General features: G+C 69.9%; 23 protein-coding genes. 12 read left to right on the forward strand and 11 right to left on the reverse strand.

Features of this window, described 5'->3' with window-relative positions:
* The first annotated feature begins 43 nt into the window (after positions 1-43).
* On the forward strand, positions 44-1945 hold the full coding sequence (locus WMF39_RS30470; RefSeq protein ID WP_437740004.1) for a DUF4215 domain-containing protein: 1902 nt from the start codon (positions 44-46) through the stop codon (positions 1943-1945).
* 116 nt (positions 1946-2061) lie between these two features.
* Here WMF39_RS30470 and WMF39_RS30475 read toward each other — a convergent pair whose 3' ends face one another.
* Positions 2062-2211: a hypothetical protein gene (locus WMF39_RS30475; protein WP_437740005.1), complete on the reverse strand. Its 150-nt coding sequence runs from the start codon at positions 2209-2211 to the stop codon at positions 2062-2064.
* Between the two features lie 58 nt (positions 2212-2269).
* Between WMF39_RS30475 and WMF39_RS30480 the strand changes: the two genes are divergently transcribed.
* A complete protein-coding gene (locus tag WMF39_RS30480; protein WP_437740006.1) occupies positions 2270-2542 on the forward strand; it encodes a hypothetical protein in 273 nt (90 codons plus the stop codon).
* A 506-nt stretch (positions 2543-3048) separates the two neighbouring features.
* Here the strand turns inward: WMF39_RS30480 and WMF39_RS30485 are convergent.
* On the reverse strand, positions 3049-3186 hold the full coding sequence (locus WMF39_RS30485; RefSeq protein WP_437740007.1) for a hypothetical protein: 138 nt from the start codon (positions 3184-3186) through the stop codon (positions 3049-3051).
* Positions 3170-4381, reverse strand: a complete 1212-nt coding sequence (locus WMF39_RS30490; protein WP_437740008.1) for an AraC family transcriptional regulator ligand-binding domain-containing protein — start codon at positions 4379-4381, stop codon at positions 3170-3172. The genes WMF39_RS30485 and WMF39_RS30490 overlap by 17 nt, the downstream gene beginning before the upstream one ends.
* Between WMF39_RS30490 and WMF39_RS30495 the strand changes: the two genes are divergently transcribed.
* Positions 4368-5687: a hypothetical protein gene (locus WMF39_RS30495; RefSeq protein WP_437740009.1), complete on the forward strand. Its 1320-nt coding sequence runs from the start codon at positions 4368-4370 to the stop codon at positions 5685-5687. The two genes, WMF39_RS30490 and WMF39_RS30495, sit on opposite strands and share 14 nt — an antisense overlap.
* A gap of 573 nt (positions 5688-6260) precedes the next feature.
* On the opposite strand, the gene WMF39_RS30500 is transcribed toward WMF39_RS30495, so the two are convergent.
* Together WMF39_RS30500 and WMF39_RS30505 are read right to left on the reverse strand one after the other, a co-directional pair.
* Entirely contained in the window at positions 6261-6566 is a 306-nt protein-coding gene (locus WMF39_RS30500; RefSeq protein ID WP_437740010.1) for a hypothetical protein, read from the reverse strand.
* Positions 6567-6620: 54 nt separating this feature from the next.
* Positions 6621-7277 carry an FMN-binding negative transcriptional regulator gene (locus WMF39_RS30505; RefSeq protein ID WP_437740011.1) on the reverse strand — a complete coding sequence of 219 codons (657 nt, stop codon included), beginning with the start codon at positions 7275-7277 and terminating at the stop codon, positions 6621-6623.
* A 268-nt stretch (positions 7278-7545) separates the two neighbouring features.
* Between WMF39_RS30505 and WMF39_RS30510 the strand changes: the two genes are divergently transcribed.
* The gene (locus tag WMF39_RS30510) at positions 7546-8022 is read left to right on the forward strand and encodes a helix-turn-helix domain-containing protein (RefSeq protein ID WP_437740012.1); all 477 of its coding nucleotides are present in this window, start codon (positions 7546-7548) and stop codon (positions 8020-8022) included.
* Here WMF39_RS30510 and WMF39_RS30515 read toward each other — a convergent pair whose 3' ends face one another.
* The 4 genes from WMF39_RS30515 to WMF39_RS30530 form a co-directional block, all read right to left on the reverse strand.
* Positions 8023-8700: a hypothetical protein gene (locus WMF39_RS30515; RefSeq protein WP_437740013.1), complete on the reverse strand. Its 678-nt coding sequence runs from the start codon at positions 8698-8700 to the stop codon at positions 8023-8025.
* A 70-nt stretch (positions 8701-8770) separates the two neighbouring features.
* Positions 8771-9313 carry a hypothetical protein gene (locus WMF39_RS30520; RefSeq protein ID WP_437740014.1) on the reverse strand — a complete coding sequence of 181 codons (543 nt, stop codon included), beginning with the start codon at positions 9311-9313 and terminating at the stop codon, positions 8771-8773.
* Positions 9310-10005, reverse strand: coding sequence for a hypothetical protein (locus WMF39_RS30525; protein WP_437740015.1), 696 nt, complete (start codon positions 10003-10005; stop codon positions 9310-9312). The genes WMF39_RS30520 and WMF39_RS30525 overlap by 4 nt, the downstream gene beginning before the upstream one ends.
* Before the next feature lie 109 nt (positions 10006-10114).
* Positions 10115-10438, reverse strand: coding sequence for a 4Fe-4S dicluster domain-containing protein (locus WMF39_RS30530; RefSeq protein ID WP_012238179.1), 324 nt, complete (start codon positions 10436-10438; stop codon positions 10115-10117).
* 179 nt (positions 10439-10617) lie between these two features.
* On the opposite strand from WMF39_RS30530, the gene WMF39_RS30535 reads away from it, so the two are divergent.
* The 7 genes from WMF39_RS30535 to lysA all read left to right on the forward strand — a co-directional run bounded on the left by WMF39_RS30535 (position 10618) and on the right by lysA (position 20285).
* Positions 10618-11985, forward strand: coding sequence for a sigma-54 interaction domain-containing protein (locus WMF39_RS30535; protein ID WP_437740016.1), 1368 nt, complete (start codon positions 10618-10620; stop codon positions 11983-11985).
* An 834-nt stretch (positions 11986-12819) separates the two neighbouring features.
* Positions 12820-14025, forward strand: coding sequence for a glycoside hydrolase family 11 protein (locus WMF39_RS30540; protein ID WP_437740017.1), 1206 nt, complete (start codon positions 12820-12822; stop codon positions 14023-14025).
* A 546-nt stretch (positions 14026-14571) separates the two neighbouring features.
* Positions 14572-15348: a hypothetical protein gene (locus tag WMF39_RS30545; RefSeq protein WP_437740018.1), complete on the forward strand. Its 777-nt coding sequence runs from the start codon at positions 14572-14574 to the stop codon at positions 15346-15348.
* Between the two features lie 357 nt (positions 15349-15705).
* A complete protein-coding gene (locus WMF39_RS30550; RefSeq protein ID WP_437740019.1) occupies positions 15706-16716 on the forward strand; it encodes a hypothetical protein in 1011 nt (336 codons plus the stop codon).
* Positions 16717-16992: 276 nt separating this feature from the next.
* Positions 16993-17214, forward strand: a complete 222-nt coding sequence (locus WMF39_RS30555) for a hypothetical protein (protein WP_437740020.1) — start codon at positions 16993-16995, stop codon at positions 17212-17214.
* A 13-nt stretch (positions 17215-17227) separates the two neighbouring features.
* Positions 17228-18784 carry a phospholipase D-like domain-containing protein gene (locus WMF39_RS30560; protein ID WP_437740021.1) on the forward strand — a complete coding sequence of 519 codons (1557 nt, stop codon included), beginning with the start codon at positions 17228-17230 and terminating at the stop codon, positions 18782-18784.
* Between the two features lie 193 nt (positions 18785-18977).
* Positions 18978-20285 carry a diaminopimelate decarboxylase gene (gene lysA / locus WMF39_RS30565; RefSeq protein WP_437740022.1) on the forward strand — a complete coding sequence of 436 codons (1308 nt, stop codon included), beginning with the start codon at positions 18978-18980 and terminating at the stop codon, positions 20283-20285.
* A 54-nt stretch (positions 20286-20339) separates the two neighbouring features.
* Here the strand turns inward: lysA and WMF39_RS30570 are convergent, their stop codons facing one another.
* Together WMF39_RS30570 and WMF39_RS30575 are read right to left on the reverse strand one after the other, a co-directional pair.
* Complete coding sequence (locus tag WMF39_RS30570; protein WP_437740023.1) at positions 20340-21599, reverse strand: AAA family ATPase; 1260 nt, start codon at positions 21597-21599, stop codon at positions 20340-20342.
* A gap of 139 nt (positions 21600-21738) precedes the next feature.
* Positions 21739-22620, reverse strand: coding sequence for a CPBP family intramembrane glutamic endopeptidase (locus tag WMF39_RS30575; protein ID WP_437740024.1), 882 nt, complete (start codon positions 22618-22620; stop codon positions 21739-21741).
* 47 nt (positions 22621-22667) lie between these two features.
* Between WMF39_RS30575 and WMF39_RS30580 the strand changes: the two genes are divergently transcribed.
* Positions 22668-23327 carry a TetR/AcrR family transcriptional regulator gene (locus tag WMF39_RS30580; RefSeq protein WP_437740025.1) on the forward strand — a complete coding sequence of 220 codons (660 nt, stop codon included), beginning with the start codon at positions 22668-22670 and terminating at the stop codon, positions 23325-23327.
* The last annotated feature ends 3 nt before the right edge of the window (positions 23328-23330 follow it).

Genomic DNA, 23330 nt, shown 5'->3' on the forward strand with positions numbered 1-23330 from the left:
CGTCGCGTCACGACAGCTCTCTCTCTTGCGTTGGAGCAGGTGGATGAACGTACGACTCGTTGCAGGTCTTTTCGTGCTGGCGCTGTCGGCTGCCGCGGGCTGCGGAGACGATGACGGCCAGGGCGGCGCCGGCGGCAATGGCGGCGCCGGCGGCGCTGGCGGTGGCGGCGGCGTCGACGCCACGAGCACCGCAACTGGCACCGGCGGAGGCGGTGGCGGCGGCGCCGAGCCCACCGGCACCGGCGGCGGCGCCGAGCCCACCGGCGGCGGCGGCGGCGCCGAGCCCACCGGCACCGGCGGCGGCGCCGAGCCCACCGGCACCGGCGGCGGCGCCGAGCCAGCCGGCACCGGCGGCGGAGGCGGCGGCGGCGGCGCCGAGCCCACCGGCGGCGGCGGCGGCGCCGAGCCCACCGGCGGTGGCGGCGGCGCCGAGCCCACCGGCACCGGCGCCGGTGGCGGCGGAGGCGGCGGCGGCGGCACCGGTGGCGGCGGAGGCGGCGGCGGCGGCGCCGAGCCCGCCGGCGGTGGCGGTGCTGGCGGCGCCGAGCCCACCGGCGGCGGCGGCGGCGCCGAGCCCACCGGCACCGGTGGCGGCGGAGGCGGCGGCGGCGCCGAGCCAACCGGCGGCGGCGGCGGGCCGGCGGGCGCGCTGTACGAGGCCTGCGCGACGGACGATGCGTGCACCGGGGACATCTGCCTCTCCGAGGAGGAACTTGGGTACCCGTCCGGGCTCTGCTCGGACCTGTGTGAGCCCGCGGCCGAGCCAACGCCGGGCGGAGAGTGCGACGGCGGGGTCTGTCTTGATCTCTTCGATGGCGTGGGCGCGTGCCTGGCGCTCTGCAGCGCGTCGTCGGAGTGCCGCGACGGTTATGCCTGCGAGGACATCGGCGGCGGCATCCGGGCCTGCGTCCCGAGGTGCACATCGAACGCGCAGTGCCCCTCGCTCGGCGTGTGCGACCCCCTGAGCGGCGCCTGCACGCCAGGCGAGACGGACTGCGCGAACCACGAGGACGACGACGGGGACGGGTCCTACGACTGCGCGGACACCGACTGCGCCGCGACCTGCACCCCGATCGCCGAGGCCGCCTGCGCGAGCGCGACACCGATCGTCTCGACGACGATCCACGGCGACACGTCGGGGGGCACGAGGGGGCTGGAAGGGACCTGCTACCTCGGCAACGCGGGGCACGGACCGGAAGAGATCCACCTGTTCACGCCGCCCGCCGGGCAGTCGGGCACGCTCGTGGTCGAGCTCGAGTCGCCGACCGAGCATAGCGTCTACGCCCGTAGCTCGTGCGCGGACATGCTCTCCGAGATCGACTGCTCCGACGAGAACTACCCCTACGATGGTTTGCCCGACGAAGAGCGGATCGAGATCCACGTGAGCGACGGCCAGACCGTGCCGATCGTCGTCGACTCCTATGAGCCGGGGGAGGCCGGTCCCTACACGCTGAACGTCAGCTTCACGCCGATCGTCTGCGGCGACGGCGCCGTCGGCTCGGCCGAGCAGTGCGACGACGGCAACACCATGAGCGGCGATGGCTGCTCCGCCACGTGCACCTACGAGCCCGACGTGCTGTGCGAGAACGCGGTCGAGCTCGTGATCGGCGAGAACACGGGCAACACGGCGACCGGCACCTCGGTGTTCGAGGGCAGCTGCCTCGGATGGGACGTGCCGGAGACGATCCACACGTTCACGCCGCCGAGCGACGGCACGCTCACGCTGACGCTGTCCGCCGAGACCGACCTGGGCATCTACCTGCGCGAGAGCTGCGCGGACTTCGGCTCCGAGCTCGCGTGCGTCGACGAAGAAGGCCGCGGCCATGACGAGACGCTCGTGATCGAGGTCACCGGCGGCGAGCCCCTGTTCGTCATCGTCGACACCTACACGTCGATCAACAGCGGCCCCTACACGCTCACCGTCGCCTTCACCCCCGCTCCCTGAGGTCGACGCTGCCCTCGCGGGCGCTCACCGTGGGACCCGATTGGCAGGAGTTCAGGCTGCCTTTTCGTGCGGGTGGTGTTCGCGAGCGCGGGGTTCGACGTTCGGCCTAAGCTCGGTCACCCCTCCGGTGCCACCGGCAGCCCGAGCAGCCGACCGATCGCCTCGTGAACGACCCGGGCCGCCGCCTCGTCCCCGAGGGCGACGGCGCGGCTCAGGGTGCTGGCGAGCGAGGCGATCACCCCGGCCCGACGCGACGTCTCGATCACGGCGAGCTCCCCCCAGGGCATGACGCTTGGGCCCGGGTTGGGCCCATGCCTTCCGACGATGAGCCGCACTTTCGGTCTGATCGTCGAGCTCGTCGCGGACGGTCAGGTCCTGACATTCGGCCACGGGGGGACGCACCCAGCGGGTCTCCTCGAGTTCGAGGGACTGGCCCACTACATGACCTCGTTCCGACCGGGAAACCCCGGCGAGCCCACGCGCTACACCGCCTCCGTGCTGGTGAAGTCTTTCTCGAGCTGTCCACGCACGCTTTCGGGCGTCGTGCGCACCGCCGAGGGCACCACGCTGGCGACCGCAACACTCACGCTGAGGTGAGCGCGGCCCTCAGGGCGCCATCAAGCTCTGCAGGAAGATCGCGAAGCCGGGATTCGCGACGTCGTCGTGAGCGCCGCCGGCGGCCGGAAGCGCCTGCAGAGCGCGATCGCCTACGCGGCAGCCGTCAGCTCGCGAGCAGCGTGACCGTTGCCGTAACGAGGCCCTGCGAGAGCAAGGATTGGCACGAGAACCTGCTCTGGCTCGCCATCGTGCTGCCAGCGCAGGTTCTCGCCTGCTCCGGTCCTGTGCCACCGCGGCCGCCATCTCCGACGGTGCCGGCCAAGGCCAAGACGGTTCGGTTTCCGCGGATCTCCGCACCTGTCCTATCCGGGCGCCTCGTCAATGCTGCGGCTTGCTACGGTCGGCGCGACCTTTCTCTCCCCTCCCGTGCTGGCACCAGGCCGAGCAGTCGACCGATCGCCTCGTGAATGATCCGCGCCGCCTCCTCATCCCCAAGGGCGACGGCGCGGTTCAGGGTGCCGGCGGTGAACGGTGAACGCTGGCGATCATGGGGCCGCGGTCTTCACCGGCCCTACGCGGGACGCGATGATCACCGACAGCGGGTGAAGATCGGCGACGAGGTGCTCCTCGACGTCATGCTCGTCGGGAGCGCACAGCGCTGGGCAGTCACGGCGCGGCGTCATCGTGATCGTACCGACGGAGCTCTGACGGCGTCCGGCCGGTCAGGCGCTTCAAGGCGCGGCGGAACGAGCGCACGTCGGAGAAGCCGACGCGCTCGGCGACATCGTCGAGATTGGCCTGCGGGCGCTGTAGGAGCGTCATGGCCTGCTCGCAGCGGACGTGCTCCAGGAGGGCGGAGAACTGGACCCCGGCGTCGGCGAGGCGTCGTTGCAAGGTGCGGCTCGTCGTCTTGAAGCTGCGCGCCACGCCGCCGATCGACGGCTTTGCGCCCCGCTCGAGGGCGTCGCGCAGACATCGCCGGACCGCGCCGGCGATATCGTCTCCACCCATCGCTTCGAGCAGCGTATCTACCTGGCTGCGCAGGTACGCCGCCAGGGCTGGATCAGCGTTGCGGAGCGGGAGTTCGAGCGCGTACGCCGGGAGTACGAGCTCACTGATAGGCGCTCGGAAGCGCAGGTCGGTCGTCCCGAAGAGCGAGACATGGTCGGTCAGGGCCGCGGGCGCCGCATGGCGGAAGCACACCCGATGGGCCTTGATCGTCGTGCCTGTGAAGCGGCAGAGTATCGTGAGGGTGGCACCCAGGTTCGCCTCGGCGAAATGACGCGGCTCGTGCAGCGCGGGGTTGCATCGAATATGGGCCTGGCCGCTTTCATTCACAAAAATGTTCATGGCGGCGCTGGTGTTCATGCGGCCAGCGTACCCGCAACAGACCTCGAGCGCCTCGCGGAGGTTCGTGAGGCTCATCCCGAGGACACCGAGGATGGACATCCAGCTCGCGCTCGCCTCGAGGGCGAGGTGGAGTCCGAGGTTGTCGTCCTCGCTGGCGGCGCAGATCTCCTGAACGAGCGCGAACGCGCCGTCTGCTGGGACGCGGGCCGTGAGGCTGTCGAGCGCGGCGCGGCTGACGCCGTGGCGGCGGCACATCTCAGCGAGCGCGTCCTCGGACCAGCCAGCGCGTGACGCATACCGCACGAAGGGCGAGATTCGGCTCGCGTATATCGTCTCCACGGACGGCAGCGTGGCGTCCAGCCGAACTGCCCGCTTTCGGGGGCCGCGTGTGTCCATCGAGCTCGACGTGTGCGGCTCTTCCGCGGGCGTTCGGTCGGCGTCCTGTCGCGAACTGTCCGTAGAATGTCGCATCGGGTCCTTCAAGGGTGACACGGGAGTGCCCAAAATCCACGCCGTGGAGGACGGCATGAAATTTTACAGCATCGCGATGCTGACGCTGTTCGCGCTCCTAGGGGGCGCCGGTTGCGGCGGCGAGGACGTCTCAGGACGGGACGTTCCAACACCGAGCCCCGTCGGCGGGAACGAGCCTACCTATTACGAGGACATCGCCCCACTGGTGAACAGGGAGTGCGCCGGCTGCCATCGGGTGGGCGGTATTGGGCGCTTCTCTCTCTCAGACCCGACGGTCGCGCAGCAGATGGCCGGGGCCGCGGCGGCCGCCACGGAGGCTCGGCGAATGCCGCCGATGCCGGTCAGCAACGACGGAACGTGCAACACCTACAAGAACGCCCACTGGCTGAGCGACGAAGAGATTGACCTGTTCCGACGCTGGTCCGCAGCTGGCGCTCCGCTCGGCGATCGGGCTGCCGCGCCGCCGCCTGAGGACAACACGCTCAAGCTCACGGGGGAGCTCGCGCAGCTCGATATCGGCGTCGACTACACGCCTCAGCCTCATCCGGGCGAGCTGGACGATTACCATTGCTTCATGGTCGATCCCGGGATTCACGCGGACACGTTCATCACCGGTTACGATATCCAGCCAGGCGAATCGCGCGTCGTTCACCACGTGGCGCTCTTCGAGCTGGCGGACGGCGAGGCGGAGGCGGAGGCGGCCGCTCTGGACGCAGCCGAGGCGGGGCCCGGGTACACGTGCTTCGGTGGGGTTGGCGTCGACCGGGTTGAGCTCTTGGCAATCTGGGTTCCAGGAGCCGGCGCGAACGCGTTCCCCGAGGGGACGGGGATCCGCTACGCGGCGGGTCGCAAGCTGGTCGTACAGATGCACTACAATGTCCCACCGGGTGGCGGCCCGTTCGTGGATCGTTCGAAGATCCAGCTTCAATTGAGCGGGGATGCAGCGCTGACAACGGGATTCTATATCGACATCGCCGCCGAGGACATCTCGTTGCCGCCCGGCCAGCAGCTTGTCGAGGTGAAGCGCGAGCTTGCCTTGTCGGCGATGCACCCGAGCTTCGCCGATCCCGCCTTCAAGGGACTTCGAATCTGGGGCGCACTACCCCACATGCACTATATCGGTCAGACCCAGCGGACTGTGGCGAAGGTGGATGGCGTGGATGTGTGCTTCACGGACGTCGACCGCTGGAACTTCCACTGGCAGAACCTGTGGTGGTACGAGGCGCCGCTCGAATTGAAGGGCGCCGACATCCTCAGCATCACATGCGGCTTCGACACGCGGAGCCGTACGGAGACGACGAAGTATGGTGAGGGTTCGAACGATGAGATGTGCTTCAACCTCCTTTACGCGACGATCCGCTGACGGGCGGTCGGGCCCGAGCTTTGCCGGCACGAGCGCGAGCGCAGAAGGACCTAGGCGGTTCAGCGGATCGGCACGTTTTGTACGTTATGTCAACTGCCGGTCGTCGGCGGGGAATTCTTGACGGGTCGGAACGGATTTGCGCGGGCTATCCTCTCATCGTCTGGCTCGCTTTCGGCCTGCTGGCGCTGGTTCTCGCCTGCTCCGGTCCTGTGCCACCTCGGCCGCCATCTCCGACAGTGCCGGCCAGGGGCAATACGGTTCGGTCTCCGCGGATCTCCGCACCTGTTGTATCCGGGCGCGTCATCAATGCGGCTTGCTACCGTCGGCGCGACCTTTCTCTCCCCTCCGGCGTGTGGACTGCCCCGGCGCGCTCCGAGGAAGCGCCGCTCCGCCGTGAGCGCGGCGCCCCGCGGCCCCCCGGCGCTCGACTGGAACGGCGGCGGGGAGCGGGCCCCGCCGATGCCGATCGTGGCGCGCAACCGGACACGTGAGCGAAGGTCCGCTGGGGGCTCGCGCTCGGGGCAGGAGGGGGTCAGACGGACGACTGCCACACGGGAAGACGTTCCTGACTCATCAGTCCACAAACCCGTGGCGCGCCAAAGCCTGCTGGTCATCAGCGGAGACGCATCGGCTCAAGACGATGTTATCGTCGAAACCGTAGAGGACCCACCTCCCGTTCACTGCAGCACGCCAAGCGCCTTTCATTCCCTCGACGCCAAGCCAGGTAAGTACACGATCGTGATGGTTGGCCCTGTGCTCGACCAGGATCTGCCCGGGATCAAGCGAGCGCAGGCGCCCCTCCTGTGGAAGCCGCTCGAAGATGCGCTGGGCATCCTGAAAGTCCCCTTGGATCACTGCATCGACGTACTGCTTCGTCATTCCCTGTCCGGTCGCGGGGATCGTGGAGGTCGCGAGCGCGCGAAGGCGGACGGCTCAGCGGCGGCGGGCGCGCTCCATCGCCTGCGCGAGCGCGCGGTCGTCGGGCGTGCCCCGCGCGCGCAGCCCGGCGATGGCGCCGTCGCGATCCTCGGGGCGGCGGTTCTGCGAGAGCTTGAGCTTGCCCTCGATCCGCGTGATCTCCATCGAGAAGCCGACGATCGCGGGGAGCAGCGTGGATCGCTTCTCCGGCGAGAGCTCCGCGACGCTCCAGGGCTCGGGCTGCCCGCGCTCGTTCACGTCGGAGAGGCGCGCGAGCAGCGCGAGGAGCGCGTCGTGGTCCTCGATGGCCCGCGGCGCGCCGTGCGCGTGGACGACGGCGTAGTTCCAGGTCGGCACGTCGTCGCGCGAGGCGTACCACCCGGGCGAGATGTACCCGTGCGACCCGCGGAAGACGGCCAGGACCGGCGTGCTCCCGTCGAGCGCGCGCCGGATCGGGTTGGCCCGCGCGACGTGCGCGAGCAAGGTGCCGTGAGGGCCGCTGTCGCGCTCCAGAAGGAACGGCAGGTGCGCGATCATGGGCACGCCGTCCTCCCCGGGCGCGATGAGCATGCCGAAGGAGTGCGCGTCGATGAGATCGTGGAGGTCCGCGAGGTCGGGTGCCTCGTAGACCCTGGGGAGGTAGATGGATTGCGGCGCGCCCGTCGTCGTCATGACGGCAGGGTGTACCACCGCCCGCGCCGGCCGCCCTCGTCGACCCGACCAGCACGATCGGGGCGACTCGATTCGCTCGATCCTTGAGCCGCTTCTCTGGATTCAGGGCGCATCATCCTGGTTTTTTGAGAGTATTCTTTGGTTCATGCTTGATATTAGCTAGATTTCTATGGTTAATCTCTCGTTGGAGCGTCCATCCACCTGGAAACCAGAAACAATTATCTAGATTCTGTCGACTTTTGTCTTGTTTTTTGGCTAGGATATCTCGATGCCCCTGGTCCCCACGCCCCCTGTCGCCCCGCGCGGCTACAGCGCCGTCGAGCTGGCGCGCGCGGCCGGTGTCAGCACCGGCACGATCAAGCACTGGTTCGCGGAGGGTCTGATGGACAAGCCCGCGTTCCACGGCCGCCGCACGACGTACGGCCGCGAGCACCTCGTGCGGGCGCTCGCGATCAAGAAGCTGCGCGAGCACAACCTGCTGCTCCCGGAGATCAAGCGGAAGCTCGCCGCGATCTCGCTCGAGGAGCTGGCGAAGGAGGTGCTGCCGCCGGAGCCACCCGAGAGCGCAGCGCCGGGCGCGGGAGAGCGCGCGGATACGGAGGAGCTCGGCCGGGCGTGGCGGCGCGTGGAGCTGATGCCGGGGCTGGAGCTGCACGTGCGCGCCGACGCCGGCGCGGTGATTCACAGGATGGCGGCGGAGATCCGCGAGAAGTACGGGTGTGAGCGCGAGGAAGGGCGGCGCTAGCTAGCCGCTCGCCTTCTGCGCTCCCAGCGCCATCATCGCGTCCCAGAACATCTTCTCATACGCCTGAAATAGCCTGGTCGTGCGGCGGATCGCGCGGGGCTCCACGCCGCGGTCGAGCCCGTCCTGAATGATGGCGACCGCGGTGTCCTCGAACGATGGCAGGGCCGCGAACGCGTCCAGGAAGGCGGTGTGCTCCGGGCCGAAGCCGTACCGGTCGCGGAGCGCCTTCCCCATCCTGCCGCAGTTGAACCCCCAGGCAGGGAAGTTGATGAGCAGGGCGCACGCGATCTCGGCCGCCGAGGCGTTGGCCGCCGCCCAGGCCATCTGGACGGCATACGCGAACCCCTCCGCGGTGACCTCGTACCGATCCAGGTCGTCCTTCGTCATGCCGAGCTTCCGGCCCATGGCAGCGATCCCGTCCGGCGCCACGAGCTCGCCCTGGAGGACACCGCTCCAGAAATCGCGCCAGGGCGTGTCCCCGAAGCGCTGGAGCATCATCGCCATCGAGCGCAGGTCGCTGAGCACCACGTGGTGCTGGTGGCCCGGGAAGGCCCTCAATCCCTCGACGGTGACCTCTCCCAGCTCGATGGCGTCCGGATAGGGGTGAGCCCTCAGCTGATCGTCGATGCTCCGGAGCTCTTCGCGAATGTCCTTCACCAGCGCGGCCGCGGCCTTCATGAGTGCCTCCTCGTGATCGGGCGCCATCCTACTACCGCGTCGCGGCCGAGATCCGACGATATGCAGCGCGCTACCCGCCGGCGCGCTGCCCCGCTTGCGACCCCCGCACGCGCGCGATGATCGCGCCGGCGACCTCCTCGGCCGGCCAGCCCTTGGTGAGCCAGCGCTGCGGGATGTTATGGGAGCGATCGTCCTCGCGGATCACCAGCGTGATCGGCTTGGCCGGCGGCTGCAGCTCCACGGACTCGACGCGATCGAGCGGCACGGTGACCTCCCGCGCGCCACGGAGCGGATGCATCGACGGCAAGGTGATCGATCGAGGGCCAAGGACGATCCGGAACTCCTTGAGCGCCGCAAACCGCGCGGCGACGAGGACGCCGAGCGCGCAGAAGGCCCCTGACAGGGTCGCCAGCACCGCGTAGAACACGTCGGCGCCTCCAGGCTCGAAATGGAGGATCCCGTTCAGGATCAGGCCGCGGTCGTTCGTCTGTGCCCGATGGGTGAGGACCGCCGCGCAGACCGCAAAGAAGAAGGCGCTCAGGAGGAGCTCCAGGTAGGGACGGCGGAGCGGGATCTCGAGAGCGCCGTCCGCCGCGTGTTCGCTCGCCTTCATCGATAATCCCCTCCGCTGGCGGAAGCTGCCTCGTGCAGCCGCACGGCCAGGACCTCTGCGTCGAGCGCCGCCTGGTGCTCGGTCAAGACGAAGGTATCGCCGTCCCGATGGGCGGCGACCCAGGGCAGCGCGCGCGCGTCGCCGATCACCTTGTCCCGGCTGCCGACGAGGACGAAGACGCCCCGCCCTTCAAGGCTGGCGCCGAGGCTCACGCTGCGGATCTGAGCGGCGGGGATGGTTACCGGAGCCCCGTTGGCGGTGAGACGAACGGCATCGGCCGAGATCGACTCCAGGCGGACGGCTTGACCGTGACGCGGATCGCGGAAGACGGCGATATCGCGCCGGAGCGCGAGGGCGACGCCGATCGCGCCGGCGCCATAAAGAAGCCAGGCGAACCAGGCGAGCGACGGCTTGAGCGCGGGCAGCGCGGCGCCCCACAGCGCGCCGGCCGCGACGAGCGCGGCGGCCACGACACAGAGGCCCACGCCGGCGCGGATGCGCCGGATCCTGCCGAGGTCCTCGATCGACGTCCCCAGCGCCATGAGCGCCAGCGCAGCGACGCCCAGCCCCGCCGGAGACGCGAGAAAGGGAAGCACGCCCTTCGGGCCGGGCGGCGCCATGCACGCGAGCGCCGCACAGCAGAGCCCGATGCACATCGCGCGCGCCTGGAAGCTGACCGGTGGGCGGAGCACGTGGAAGAGAGGCGCATGACATCGCGGCGACTCTGGGCTGTCAATGCCCCGCGGCCACCTCCGCCTCTCCTCGCGTCGCTCGTCGCTATCGGCCGCTCCCGGCCCGCGCTCAGGTCTCCTCCGGAGCGCGCTCCTTCGCGCGGTCGTCGAAGAAGCGCGCGTTGATCTCCCGGTAGCGCTGCCACTCGGCCGGCAGCTCGTCTTCATCGAAGATGGCGCCCACCGGGCACTCGTTCTCGCAGGCGCCGCAGCAGATGCACGACTCGGGATCGATGTAGAGCTGGAGACCGGCGAGGCGTGTCTTCCGCTCTCCCTCGGGGATGCGCGAGATCTCGTCCGCCGCGAGCGGGCCGTGGATGCAGTCCACGGGGCAGACAGGGACACAGGCGGTATCACACGTGGCGACGCAGGGCTCGGCGATGACGTAGGCCATGAGGGTTCCTTTCCGTGGCGCGGTCGTCCGCGCGCTCTCCTCTCCCTCCTCCGGCAGGGAGCAGGGCGCGTGCCCGCGGCCCGAGCGGCTTTTCCCGGGCTTTCGCCGGCCTTGTGCGGTCCAGGCAACGCCCCTACGGTGCCGCGCAACGCCATTTCGTCGGCCTCGCTCCGCGCACGATGACCGCCTCCGCCGATCACGCCCTTCTCCTGCTCGCCGACCTCGGCGAGGCCTCGGCCCGCGCGCACACCGAGGCGACGCTCGTCCCCGCGGTGAGCGCCGCGCTCTCGCGCCATCTCCCGCTGCGGCGGCTCGATCTGCGCCGCGGCGCGGCCGCGCCGGGCGCGCCGGAGGTCCGGCGCGGCGCGGGCGGCGAGACGCTCGCCGTCTTCGCGCTCCGCGACGCGGAGGGCGCCGTCGGCTGCGCCACGATGGCGCTCGGCGGCGGCGCGGCGCTCGACGTCTCGCCCGCCCTGCTCGAGGCGATCGGTCGCCTGCTCGCCGTGGCGCTGCGTCAGGTGCAGGTCCTCGGGCGCGTCGCGGCCATCGCGCGCCGCGCGCAGGGGGAGAAGCGGACGCTCAAGGAGGAGCTCGATCGCGTCGCCCTGCCGAGGGAGGTGGTCGCGGTGGGCCCGGCGATGCGGGCGATCTTCCAGCAGATGGTGCCGCTCGTCGCGCGGCAGGACACGACCGTGCTGGTGCGCGGCGAGACGGGCACGGGCAAGGAGGTGATCGCGCGCCGCATCCACGCGCTGTCGCGCCGCGCGGAGCGGCCGTTCCTCGCGGTCAACTGCGGAGCGCTGCCCGAGGGGCTCGTCGAGAGCGCCCTGTTCGGACACGAGCGCGGCGCGTTCACGGGCGCCGCGGCGCGGCACCTCGGGCTGTTCGAGCGCGCGAGCGGCGGGACGCTGCTGCTCGACGAGGTCGGCGAGCTGCCCAGGGCGGCGCAAGCGAAGCTCCTGCGCGTGCTCCAGGAGGGCGAGATCGAGCGCGTCGGCGGCGAGGGCGCGGTGCGCGTCTCGGTGCGCGTGATCGCCGCGACGCACCGGCCGCTCGAGGACATGGTGGCGAGCGGAGCGTTCCGCGAGGACCTCTATTATCGGCTGCAGGTATTCCCGATCATCGTCCCCCCGCTGCGGGAGCGGCCAGAGGACCTGGAGCCGCTCACGCGCGTCATCGTGGAGAAGGTGGCGGCGAGCTTCGGCCGGACGCCGCCGCGGGTGAGCGCGGAGTCGATGGCGCGGCTCTGGGCGCACGGCTGGCCGGGCAACGTGCGGGAGCTGGAGAACGTGATCGAGCGGTCGATGGTGATGTCGACCGGAGACGAGCTCATCCTGTCAGCGCCGCTCTCCGCGGCGCCCGGCGCGACAGGGCGCGTGATGACGTACCGAGAGGCCGCTCAGCGCTGCATCGAGGACGCGCTGCGGGCCGCAGGCGGGAAGATCTACGGCGAGGACGGGGCCGCGGCGGCGCTTGGGCTGAAGCCGACGACGCTGCAAAGCAAGATGCGGAAGCTCGGGATCCGGAAGGACGGAGAGAAGGGCTGACGGCCGAGAGGCTCGTCAAACCACGCGGCCAGACCCGGTGTGGGGGTGTGTTCCACATGGTCTCCAGGCGGCTCCGCTCTCGCACCGACGGGCTCGGCGGTCGAGAGTCGCCGCTGGATCCGGAGCGCCCCAGGATCGTCGCGCCAGAGGTGCTGCATCAGTTCGACCACGACGGTCAGGCCCTGTTCCTCGTGGAGTTTCACCGCGAGACGAGATCGGATGAGTCAGATCAACCGGAGGCCGGCTTTTCGAGTGTTCGTCTCTTTTCCAGGAGGGTGAACAAATCTAGGTTCCATCTTCGGACCTACGCGCGCAACGTGACTGGATCTCGCTCTCGCGAGACAACCACAGCACGCCAAGAAGAAGCAGCTGGCCGGGCCGTGGAAAAGCGAACGCGACTTAGAAAAGAGTCTTGACTTTGCCCTCCTGTTTGTGTGAATATTCTAATCCTTCTTGACCATCCGGACCGCTCTCGGCCGGGGGCCGCAGTCGGTTGCAGGATCGTACAGGGGAGGACTCCGGGTGAACCTGCCGGGGCTACTTGCTTCTTGCGGCTACGCGTTCGAGTTGCTCTTGCTTTTTCCGAGTTGATGCCCGGCCCCGTCACACGGGGTGTTCGCATGTGAGCATCTGTCCGACAAACATCGTGATTGCCAGGCATGTGGTCGGCGCAGGCCCGCGGGCGCATCGGTGATCTCCGGATCACGAGCACGTTGGCCGGAAATTTTGAACTTTAACCAATGGCTCGGAGGGCTCGCGTCTGTCTCGGTGGTTCATAGATCCATCTCGAGCAGAGGCCCGCGACTCCGCCGATCCGATCATGGAGAATCTTAAATGCGCATCGTTCCCTTACTTGGCTACCTATCCGCTTCGATCGCGTGCGGCCTTCTGGCGTGCAGCGTCGAGAACATCGTCGACGAGGACATCGAGGCTCAGGAGGGCGCGCTGGACAGCGCGGACCGCTCGATGTCGGCGAGCGTCGCCGTCACCTCGGACTGGGGAAGCGGCTACTGCGCGAACGTGACGGTGAAGAACAACTCCCGCAGCCCGGCGACCACCGGCTGGAACGTCGTCGTCGCGCTCAACGGCTCGACGAAGCCCAACCCGTGGAACGTGAAGTTCACGGAGTCGAACGGCCAGTTCAGCGCCACGAACGTGGACCACAACGGCGCGGTCGGCATTGGCACCTCGACGCAGTGGGGCTTCTGCGCGAACGGCAGCGGGCGGCCCACGATCGCCTCGGTCACCGGCTCCGGCGGCACGATCACCGGCTCGAGCTCGGCCTCGTCGTCGAGCAGCAGCTCGAGCTCGTCCAGCAGCTCGAGCTCTTCCAGCAGCAGCTCGAGCTCGTCCAGCAGCAGCTCGGGCGGGGGAGGAGCCGGCGGCTCCGGCGGCTCCGGCGGGTCGGGCGGCTCCGGCGGGTCGGGCGGCTCCGGCGGCGGCAGCACGTGCACGTCACCCAACCAGCAGGTCTGCGCCAATCAGACGGGCACCCACTGCGGCTACACCTTCGAGTACTGGAAGGACAACGGGAGCGGATGCCAGACCAACACGGCGACTGGCTACAACGTCGAGTGGAGCAACATCAACAACCTGCTGGGCCGTAAAGGCCTGAGGCCCGGGTCGAAGAACCAGATCGTGACCTACTCGGCCGACTACCGGCCGAACGGCAACTCGTACCTGGGCGTCTACGGGTGGACGAAGGGCCCGCTCATCGAGTATTACATCATCGACAGCTGGGGCACCTGGCGTCCGCCGGGCGGCCAGGGATTCATGGGCACCGTCACCAGCGACGGAGGCACCTATGACATCTATCGGACCGAGCGAGTCAACCAGCCGTCCATCGAAGGCACCAAGACCTTCTATCAGTTCTGGAGCGTCCGGCAGCAGAAGCGCACGAGCGGAACCATCTCCGTCGCCAACCACTTCAACGCGTGGGATCGCCTGGGGATGAAGCTGGGGAACCTGTACGAGGTCTCGATGGTCGTGGAGGGCTATCAGAGCAGCGGGAGCGCCAGCGTGAACGTGTCGATGAAGTGAGCGCTCGGCCTTGAGCATCGCATGATGAACGCGCGCGGGATGGCCATCCCGCGCGCCACGCGCCCGGGCTTCTTCAGTCCCAGGCACGACTCCCCACCCATCTGACAGACACGTCCCGGCGCTCCCCGCGCCGTCGCAGATCCGCCATGGCGCCGCCATGCATCCGCGGCGAGAGGGGCGTCGCCCGCGCACGCCCCGGCCCTTGCCTCCCCGGCAAGGGCCGGCCGCCCGCCGGCAACGCTTTCGCAAAGGCCTTCGGGGCGACGTTCAGGTTCCTTCCGGCCATTCTCGCAGGTATGGTCACGCCGGACGTCCTGGCTGCCCTCGCCGCTGACCGCCCGGCACGGCGACCGCCCCCTCCGGGTCAGCCAGGCCTCGGCAAAGCAGACCATCGCCCGCACCGAGACCTCGATCCCGAAGGGGAGACCTCATGCCGCCAACCCAACCCCCCCTGGTTGATCCCGCCGCGCGCCTCGGCCCCCCGGCCTCGTCGGCCCTCCAGACGAGCTTCGGGCCCGGCCAGCTCATCCGCCACGGGAGCTTCTGATGAGAGAACACGCAGCAGTCCGGACGACGAAGCCTCTCGTGACGGTCATGGCCGCGGCGCTCGCCTTCGTGTGCTGGAGCGCGGCATGCAACGCGATCTCCGGGGTCGACGATCTCGACTTCTCGGGCTCCGCCGGCGCGACGGGCGGCGGCGCGGGCGGCGGGACGGCCGGCAGCGACGGCGGCGGCGCGGGCGGCGGGACGGCCGGCAGCGACGGCGGCGGCATGGGCGGCGCTGGCGGCACCGGCGGCGCTGGCGGCACCGGCGGCGCTGGCAGCACGGGCGGCGCTGGCGGCACGGGCGGCGCTGGCGGCACGGGCGGCGCTGGCGGCACGGGCAGCGACATCTCTTACGACATCGCCTGTGGGAGCGGCAACGTGGCTGTGGGCGTCCACGGCCGGAGCGGCGGCTCGATCGATCAAATCGGCCTGATCTGCGCGCCGCTCGCCAGCGACGGCACCCTGGGCACCGCCTTCCAGACCGTGACCGCCGGCGGCAACGGAGGCGGGCCGGGCAGCGTGATCTGCCCTGCGAGCCAGGTCCTGGTCGGGATCAACATCTGGGTCGACACTTACGTTTACCGGGTCGAGCTGCTGTGCCAGACGGTCGAGGCGTGGAAGACGGGCGACGGCAACATCAATGTCGGCCCCGGCATCGGCAACGTGCACAGCACGGGTTTCGGGGTCAAATGCCCGATGGGGAGCGCCGTCGTTCAGATCACCGGCGACGCCGACGAGTATGTGCGCTCCGTGCATCCACGTTGTCTCCCGCTGTGACGGGCGCGGTGGCGGTGAGCGCGGACCTCGCCGCCTTCGCCGCGAGGGCCGTGCGCGAGGACTGCGTCGGCGAGACGCTCGCCGCGGTGCTGGCGGCCGAACAGCTCGGTCACGCCCAGGATCCCGCGGTCCGCGCCGGGCCGTCCGCGCCCGCCGCCCCGCTGAGAAGTTTACGGTCCATCTGGACCCGGAAGAACGCCTCCCGACGTGCGGCGAATTCTGCTAGAGCTGTGAGCCGCGTCGAGCGCAGGTCGCGCCTCGGCGCAGCGGCAGTTTCTTAAGGATCACCGGCAGACGTGCCGCGCTGCGGCAGCGCACAGCTCCGGCGAACGGGCCTATCACCTTTCGGGCATCAACATGACTTTCGATCGCGAAATCGCACGCTTCACCTGGGTTGGGATCTCCTGTCTGGCCCTGTCCGCTGCAGCGGCGGGCTGCTCGGACGGCGCAGGCGACTCCTCGGAAACGGGGGGCGCGGGCGGCAGCGGCGCGGGGACCGGCGGCGCCTCGAGCGTGAGCTCGGGCACGGGCAATCCCGCCGCGAGCAGCAGCAACGGCAGCACCAGCAACGGCAGCACCAGCAACGGCAGCACCACCAGCAACGGCAGCACCAGCAGCAGCAGCAGCGGCGGCGGCGGCGACACCAGCACCAGCACCACGAGCACCGGGACGCCCGAGACGAGCGCCACGTCGAGCACCGGCAGCGGGACGCCGACGGGCGGGTGCCCGGCGAGCGCGACGTTCTGCTCCGACTTCGAGGGCGACGGGCTACCCGAGGGCGCGACCTACCGCCCCTCGTACCAGGCGCAAGATGCGCTGAAGAACATGGCGATCGACACCTCGGTCTTCCACGCCGGCTCGCGCGCGCTGCGCGTGAACCCGGGGGCCAGCGGCTACGACTGGAGGATGCTCTCCGTCCCGTCGCCCGGCTCGACGTTCTGGGTCCGGCTCTACGTGCGCAGCAGCGTCGATCTCGGGCAGTCCGAGCACAACGCCTACTTCCAGGCCATGACGGGCGACGGCGAACCGAACCTGGGCGACAACATGGAGATCGCCGAGCAGTACTGCCAGCTCGTGCTGAACCTGCACGACGAGGTCACCCTGTCCACGGGCGGCGAGACCCGGTGCGGGAGCAACGGTGTGAAGCTCCCCAAGGACCAGTGGCACTGCATGGAGGCCTACTTCGACGGCGCCAAGGGCGGCGTCCAGGTCTACGCCAACGGCACCAAGATCATCGACAAGACCGGCGTGAAGACGCTCAACTACAAGACGTTCAGCTTCGGCTACCTCGGCTTCCACGGCCCGGCGCGGACGATGTGGTATGACGACGTGGCGGTCGCGCCGGATCGGATCGGCTGCGCCCCCTGATACGCGGCCGAACGCCGGCGCGCGCGTTATGGCAGCGCGATGACATGACCGCCATCGCGCGCGCCACGTGGCCTCCCTCCTGCTTCTCCCCTGAACGCACACCGCCCCCCCACTCGGGGCGCGGCCCGCCGGCGGAGCGGCCCCGGGCACGCTTGCTCCCTGGCTCCGCCGGCGCCATAGCCGGGGTGGCGAGCGCTCGGCGGACGCGCGCGAGCGCGCGCCGCGGTGACGATGCAAGGACGACGCGACCGCGATCCCGGCACGAAGGTAGATGTGATGCCGTACCTGGTTTTCCGGAATTTCCCCGACAATACGCCGATCCCCGATGACTGCTATAGCTGCGACGGCGCGCCGGACTGGGCAGCGTTGCTGGAGTGGATATGCCCCGCTCTCTCGCGCGACGAGGCGGAGCGGCTCGCCGTCATCGGCGAAGCGAGCGGGAGCCGGCCCGACGTCGCGGGCCTGAAGCGGCTCATCGAGGAGCACCTGAAGCCGTAGGCGCGCGATCGCGATGAGGAGCGCACGGAAGATCATCGATCCTCGCCGCCACACGTGGTGCGACACCCCGGTGGACGACATCGGCCTGCTGGTCGACGCCGACGAGTATTACCCCGAGTTCTACCGGGTCGCGGCCAGGGCGCGGCGGTATTTGCTCCTCGCCGGCTGGCAGTTCGACAGCGACGTCGCCCTGCTCCGGGGCGGGAGGGAGGAGCAGGTGTCGAGCCCGATCACGCTGCTCAAGTTCCTGAACCACCTCTGCGAGCAGAGCCCCGATCTCCAGATCTTCATCCTCGCGTGGGACTTCCACCTCGTGTTCGCGCTCGAGCGCGAGTGGCTCCAGCAGCTCGTCTTCGAGTGGACGAACCATCGCCTGCGCTTCCTCTTCGACGCCACCCACGTCGAGCGCGCCTCGCACCACCAGAAGTTCGTGGTGGTGGACGGCGAGCTCTCGTTCCTCGGCGGCCTCGACCTCTGCGACCACCGCTGGGACGACCGCAGCCACGCCAACAAGAACCCGCTCCGCGTCAGCCGAGGAGAGCCGCACAAGCCGTTTCACGACGTACAAGCCTACCTGCGCGGCCGCGCGGTGGCGCGGGCGCTGACCGAGATCTTCACGGATCGCTGGCGGCGCGCGGGCGGCGTGGACATGACGCTGCCGGACCTCGACGAGGTCGAGGCGACGTTCCCCGACTACCGGCCCGAGGGCGGCATCCCGCTCGCGACGGCGCGCGTCACGCTGAGCCGCACCGATCCGCACGGCGCCCCCACCGGCGTCCCGCACCGCACGGAGATACGCGACCTCTTCCTCGACGCCATCGACGCCGCGGAGCGCTTCATCTACATCGAGACCCAGTACTTCAGCTCTCACGTCATCGCGGAGGCGTTCGCGCGGCGGATGCGCGCTGAGGGCCGGCCGCTCCTCGACGTTGTGCTCGTGCTCAACATGGAGGCCGAGACGATGAAGGAGCAGATCGCCGTCGGCCTCTCCCAGGCCAAGGTGCTCGGCGGGCTGCGCGACGTGGCGGCCGAGACAGGCCATCGCCTCGGCGTCTACTACACCCTGCCGGCGTGCGGCGAGGACGAGACCGCCGAGCGCGCCACGTACATCCACTCGAAGGTGATGATCGTCGACGACCGCTTCCTCACCGTGGGCTCCGCCAACCTGACGAACCGCAGCCTCTCGATCGACACGGAGATCAACGCCTCGGTCGAGACCGACGACCCCGACGACGCGCTGGGCCGCTCGATCCGCGCGGTGCGCGCGTCGCTCATCGGCGAGCACCTGGGGGACGCCGACTTCGATCGGGTGGACGACCTCGTCGCTTGCCTCGACGCGCTGGCGAGCCCGGCGACCGGGCCGCGCACGCCTGGGAGCTCGTGCCGGTTGCGGCTCCACCCCTCGCCCACGGCGGACGAGCGCGCCCTGCTCGAGGTGATCGACCCGGACCAGCTGCCGTTCGACCCCGCCGCTGTCGAGGACATCGACCAGCGCCAGGGCTCGCTCTTCGTGGGCGGGCTCGGCGCGCTCTGGCGGCACCTGTTCACCAGCCGGGACCCCGCGAAGTAGCCGCGCGCGAGGCGCTCCGGGCGAGCGCGCCTGGGAGGCGCGGCGCGGGCGCGGGTACCGGCGGCCTTCCTGGACCCCGAGGCAGGGCGCGCCCCTTCCGGCCGCCAGGGGCACATGGTAGGCTGTGCCGCGGAATTGCGAACGGTTTCTTCAGGTTGTCTCTCAAAGTTGAAGCGTTGACGCCACGAGGAGTATGCAAGAGGCAGAGATCAAGATCGGGGGCATTTCGGTCCGCGACCTCGCGGAGCAATACGGAACACCGCTCTATGCCTACGATGCCGAGCGCATCCGGGAGAACTTCCGTCGACTCACGCGGGCGCTGCGCGGCAATTACCCGGAGGTGTCCGTCTTCTATGCCATCAAGGCGTGCAACAACCTGGAGATAGCGAAGCTCCTGGTCGACGAGGGCTCGGGCGTGGACGCCGCGAGCCCGAACGAGATCCGCCTGGCGCAGGCGCTCGGGCTGTCGGGCGAGCGGATCATCTACACGGGCAACAGCCTCTCGGACGAGGACCTGGCCGCGGGGCTGCGCGCCGGGGTGAACTTCAACGTGGACGATCACGGCATCCTGAAGCGCCTGTTCTCGCTCGGGAAGCCGCGCTGTATGTCGTTCCGGATCAACCCGAGCGGCGAGGACATCGCGACCCCCGATCTGAAGCCGTTCGCGGGCCCGTCCGCGAAGTTCGGGATCCACCCGCGCCACGTGGAGGAGGCCTATCGCACCGCGCTCGAGAACGGGGTCGAGCGGCTCGGGGTGCACATGATGCCTCACTCGCAGGCGAACAAGCCGGAGAACTTCGCGCACGTCACGGGCAAGCTGCTCGACCTGATCGGCCCGGTGGCCCGGAAGCTCGGCTTCGACCTCGCGTTCGTGGACATCGGCGGCGGGCTCGGCATCCCCTACCGGCGGGAGCAGCCGCCGCTCGACGTGGAGGCCGTCGCCCGCGGGATCGCCGCGATGGTCCGGAAGAAGTGCGCGGAGCACGGCCTGAAGGAGCCGCGCCTCGTCATGGAGCCGGGGCGCTACTTCGTCGGGGACGCGGGCTACGTGCTCGGGCGGGTGATCTCGATCAAGCAGGGATACAAGACGATCATCGGCACGGACATCTCGATGAACACGATGGCGCGCCCGGTGATGTACGGCGCTTACCACGAGGTCCGGATCAACGGCCGCCGCGGCCAGACGGCCCCGATGGCGATGACGGGCCAGGTCTGTGAGAACACGGATATGTGGATCGCGGAGCGCGAGTTCCCCGCGGACGTCGCCGAGGGGGACGTGGTCGTCCTGATGGACGCGGGCGCGTATGGCCACGTGATGAGCTACGACTACAACGGCCGGCTGCGGCCGGCCGAGGTGCTCGTCGACGGCGGGAAGAGCCGGCTGATCCGGCGGCGCGACACGTTCGAGGACATGGTCTCGCGGATGTGCCTGTCCGACGACATCAAGGAGCGCCTGCGCGCGGCGGCGGGAGAGCCGGCCGGCGCGAGCGGCTGCGGGTGAGCTGAACATCGCTGGGGCGCACGAAGGTGCGCCCTGCTCCAGCGCACCTGAGCTTCATGGCGACACGGCGAAAGGGACGCTCGCCGCACGCAGCTCAACGCACCGCCGGAAGATCGTCGTGTACACGCCCCGGACCTCGCGGTTCGGGATCGAGAGCAGGTGCGAAGGCTGCTCCATTGGTCCCCGCGAGCGCTTCTCGGCCCTGAGATACCCCGTGAGGACGAGGAGGCTCCACAGCACCTCGTCGCTCCGGTCGAGCTCCCCGAGCGGCACGCTCTCGTCGAGCACGCGCTCGATGCTGCCGCCGTCGAGCAGCGTCGCGAACGCCGGCTCGAGCGCGAGCGCGCGCCGCTCGAGCTGCTCCCGCACCAGATCGTTCGAGCTCGTGTTCACCCAGTAGGGCTGCGGCGCGCCGTCTTCGCGGGAGAGGAAGTTCAGGACGCTCCACGGGTTGTAGACGACGGTGTCGCCGAAGAGATACCCGTTGTACCAGGCGCGCAGCGACGGGAGCCGCTCGAGCCGGCCAGACCTCGTGAGCAGCGACTCGACCTCGGGCTCCGTGAACCCGAAGCAGGTGTCGAACTCCGGCGCGAGCAGCGAGTAGACAGCCACGTTGTTGAGACCTGAAAAGATGCTCTCCCTGGCCACGCCCGTGAGCACCGCCTTGAACAGGTGCGGATTGCCCTTGAGGCCCTCGGTAAGGAACGCGCGGAAGAAGCCGATGACCTGCGCGGCGTAGCCGTGGAGATACCCGGCGTGGAGGGGCTCGTCATACTCGTCGAGGAGGATGACCACGCGCTCACCGTGGGAGCGGTGGAGATAGCTCGACAGGTCGAGCAGCGCTGTCTCGTACGCGATCCTGCCGGCCGTGCCGTCGAGGACTTCGCGATACCGCCGGGCCTCACGCTCGCTCAGCGCGCCGCTGCCGAGCAGGTCACGGTGCTCGTCGAAGAGGCGCGCGATCCTGTCTTGCACCCCCTCCCAGAACGCATCGAAGCTCTCGGCCTTCACACCCTTGAAGGTCAGGTGGAGCACCGGGTAGCGCTGGAAGTGCGTGCGGTACTGTTCGCCGGCCTGCCAGATCCGAAGATCACGAAACAGCGGTGAGAGATCCTGCGCGTGCCGCTCAAAGAAACAGCGCAGCATGGAAAGGTTGAGCGTCTTGCCGAAGCGCCGCGGGCGCGGGAGCAGGACGACCTCGGTGCCCGGCCTGTCGACGAGCTCCTGGATCAGGTGCGACTTGTCGACATACTCGAGCCCCAGCTCGCGGAGCCGGCGGAAGTCGTCGATGCCGATGGGGACCTGGATGCTCATGGTGCCTCGGGCAGGGCGGCGTGCCCTCACGGACGCTACTCCGCCGCCCGTCAGCGGCAAGGGCTCCGAACGGCCTGAGCAGGCAGCCAGGCGTCCTGCTTCTCCGCCGCACCCGCCGGCGGAGCGACGGAGCCGCGGGTCACCGCGTCCAGGTCAGCAGCAGCGCGAAGATGGTGAGATCGGCGGCGACGTGCGCCACGTACGGCGCGAGGAGGCCGCCCGCGCGGCGCCGGAGCACGCCGAGCATCACGGCGTAGATCGCCGCCAGGCCGACGCCGACGACCCCGCTCGGGAAGCCGCTCAGGTGGAGGAGCCCGAAGGCAACCGCCTGGACGAGCACTGCCGTCCAGCCGGAGGTCGTCACGGCGTCCAGCGATCCGAGGAACACCAGGCGGAAGACCGCCTCCTCGAGGAGCGCGTTGAAGAGCGCGAACCCCAGGCCGCCGAGGAGCAACAGCGGCAGCGAGACGGGCGGGAGCAGGGCCCGCATCTGCGACAGATCGGGCCGCATCAGCCGGACCCAGAGCACGAGCGCGAGCGCGGAGACGAGGACGACCGCCGCGATCCAGCCGAGGACCGCGGGCCCGAACGCTCCGCGCCGCAGCGGCGGCATCGACGACCGGAGCGCCGGCACGGCGCGCGCGAGTAGCGCGAGCACGACGAGCGGGGCGGCCAGGGAGAGCGGCCACGGCGCGGCGAGCCCCACCGCCGCGGGCGCGAGCGTGAGCACCGCGAGGAGCGGGGCGTGGAGCGCCGCCCGGTCCGGCGCGCGCGCCACGGCGAGCAGGGAGGCGAGCCCGACGCCGAAGCAGGCGAGGCCGAGGGCGCGATCCGCCGCAGCAAGCGGGTACGCGGCGTAGGCGAGCGTCGCTGCGGAGACCGCGGCGAGCCCCGGCCAGCCAAGGCGAGGCGCGCCCGCTCGCCCGGCGGTCTCAACGACCGGCGTAACGCCGGCCGGCGCCGCGCGAGGCGGCTCGATCTGCCCGATCTGGTCGAGGCGCTCCAGAAGTTGAGCTTTCACTCGGATATAGTCGAGCTTTTGCTCAGGTTGTCAAGTACGCTCGGCGCATGGCCACGAAGCGCAAGAAGCCGCCGTCGACCGCGCCCCGCCGGGTGCCGCTTCAGGCGAGGAGCCAGCGGCGCAAGGAGCGGATCCTCGACGCGACGGCGGCGCTGCTCGCGTCGCGCGGGCTCGACGCGGTCACCACGAACGCCATCGCGGCGCGGGCGCGGACGTCCATCGGCTCGGTCTACGAGTTCTTCCCGAACAAGGAGGCCGTGCTCCACGCGCTGACGGGGCGTTATCTGGAGCGGCTACGGGCGCGCACCGAGGCGGCGCTCGCGGAGGCGCCGCCGGGCTCGTGGCGGGAGCTCACCGAGCGCTGGCTCGACGCGCTCGCGGCGTTCTACCGGACGGAGCCCGGCTACCGGGAGCTGTGGTTCGGCGTGCAGCTGTCCGGCGCGCTGCTCTCGACGGCCGCGGCGTGGGGGGACGAGTTCTCGGCGCGCGTCGAGGCGATCCTCTCGCCGCTGACGCCCGCGCTCGCGCCCGCCGAGCGGCGCGTCGTTGCGCAGAGCGCGCTGTATATGGCCTCGACGCTGCTCGCCCTCGCCGCTCAGCGGGACGAGCAGCAGGGCGCGCTCTACGTCGAGGAGGCGAAGAAGGCGGTCTGTCGCTACCTCGCGCCGTACATCGAGCCGCCGTGCCGGCCGGGGGAGAGCGCGTGACGC

This window comes from Sorangium sp. So ce1504 (assembly GCF_051521635.1).
In the GTDB taxonomy this organism is placed as follows: Bacteria; Myxococcota_A; Polyangia; order Polyangiales; family Polyangiaceae; genus Sorangium; species Sorangium cellulosum_B.